This is a genomic window from Shinella agrisoli, assembly GCF_046557955.1.
Taxonomy (GTDB): Bacteria; Pseudomonadota; Alphaproteobacteria; order Rhizobiales; family Rhizobiaceae; genus Shinella.
Genome location: NZ_JBJIEP010000061.1, coordinates 1 through 1,159 on the forward strand (window position 1 = coordinate 1; position 1,159 = coordinate 1,159).

Below are 1,159 nucleotides of genomic sequence, written 5' to 3' on the forward strand. Positions count from 1 at the left end.
ATCCTCGGGTCAAGCAACCGTGGAGTTATGGTTTGAAGGCTGGGTCTGTTCTTGCGATGGCGTTTAGGATCGTGACGAACTTGCGGATGGTTGCGACCATTGCGAGCTTGAAGGGCTTTCCCTTGCTGCGCAGGCGCTGATAGAAGCCGGCGAGCACGGGGTCCTTTGCCTTGATGGCACTGAGGACGGCCATGTAGGCGATGTCACGCAGATGCTTTCGCCCGCCGCTGCATCGTCCCTTCCTGGCGGAGGCGCCGGACTGGCGGGGGTGGGGCGCCACGCCGACGAGCGCGGCGATCGCCTTGGCCGAGACCGTGCCCAGTTCGGGCAGGTCGGCCAGCAGGCCGGTCGCCAGGACCGGGCCGACACCCTTGACGGCACACAGCCTGTCGTAGCGCCGCTTCATCGCCGGCGCCTGTGCCAGAAGCGCGCGCATTTCCTTGTCGATCCGAAGCAGGTCCTTTGCGATGGTGGCGATGCGCTCTTCGATCATGGCCCGCACCAGCGGCTCGTCCTCGGTGTCGCACTGGCTGACAAGCCCGCTCCTTTCCGCCACGATCCTGCGCCGATGGGCCGCGAGCGCGCCGAGCCTGTGGCGGACGGCATCGGGCCGGAAGGGCGTGAGACGCTCATGGGCGGCGGCAAGGTAAGCGGCGATCATGGCGGCATCGATCGCATCGGTCTTGGCCATCTGCCCCAGGGCGCAGGCCAGATGCCGCACCCGGCCCGGCGAAAGGATATAGACCGCAATGCCGGCGGCATGCTGGCTTTCGGCCAGCTTGCGCTCGTAGCCGCCGGAGGCTTCCAGCCCGACGGCACAGGGGCCAAGGCCCCGGACATGTCGGACAAGCGCGTCGATGCCGGCCGGCGAGGCCGGGCAGGAGAAGCGTTCGCCCGACGGATGGACGAAGACATCGAAGCGGGTCTTGCAAACATCGATGCCGACGAAGAGGCGTTCATGTATCATGGCCTTGCTCCCTGGCTTGTGGTGCGGGCGAAAGCCCGGGCAACCGTTCGGGGTCAAAGGGAGCAGGCAGGGCCAAGCTCGACCTCGGCCTCAAGGGCCAGCCCGAGTGAACGGCCGCCTGCCTGCACCGGCCGGGATGCGCATCCCGGCCGGTGCATCCAGTAAACCACACTTCTTCCACACAAGCCCGAG

At 66.9% G+C, this 1,159-nt stretch carries 1 protein-coding gene; it reads right to left on the reverse strand.

The features are described 5' to 3' along the window. Nucleotides 1–25: 25 nt before the first annotated feature. On the reverse strand, nt 26–967 hold the full coding sequence (locus tag ACIIOY_RS26740; protein ID WP_411037706.1) for an IS110 family RNA-guided transposase: 942 nt from the start codon (nt 965–967) through the stop codon (nt 26–28). Nucleotides 968–1,159: the final 192 nt, after the last annotated feature.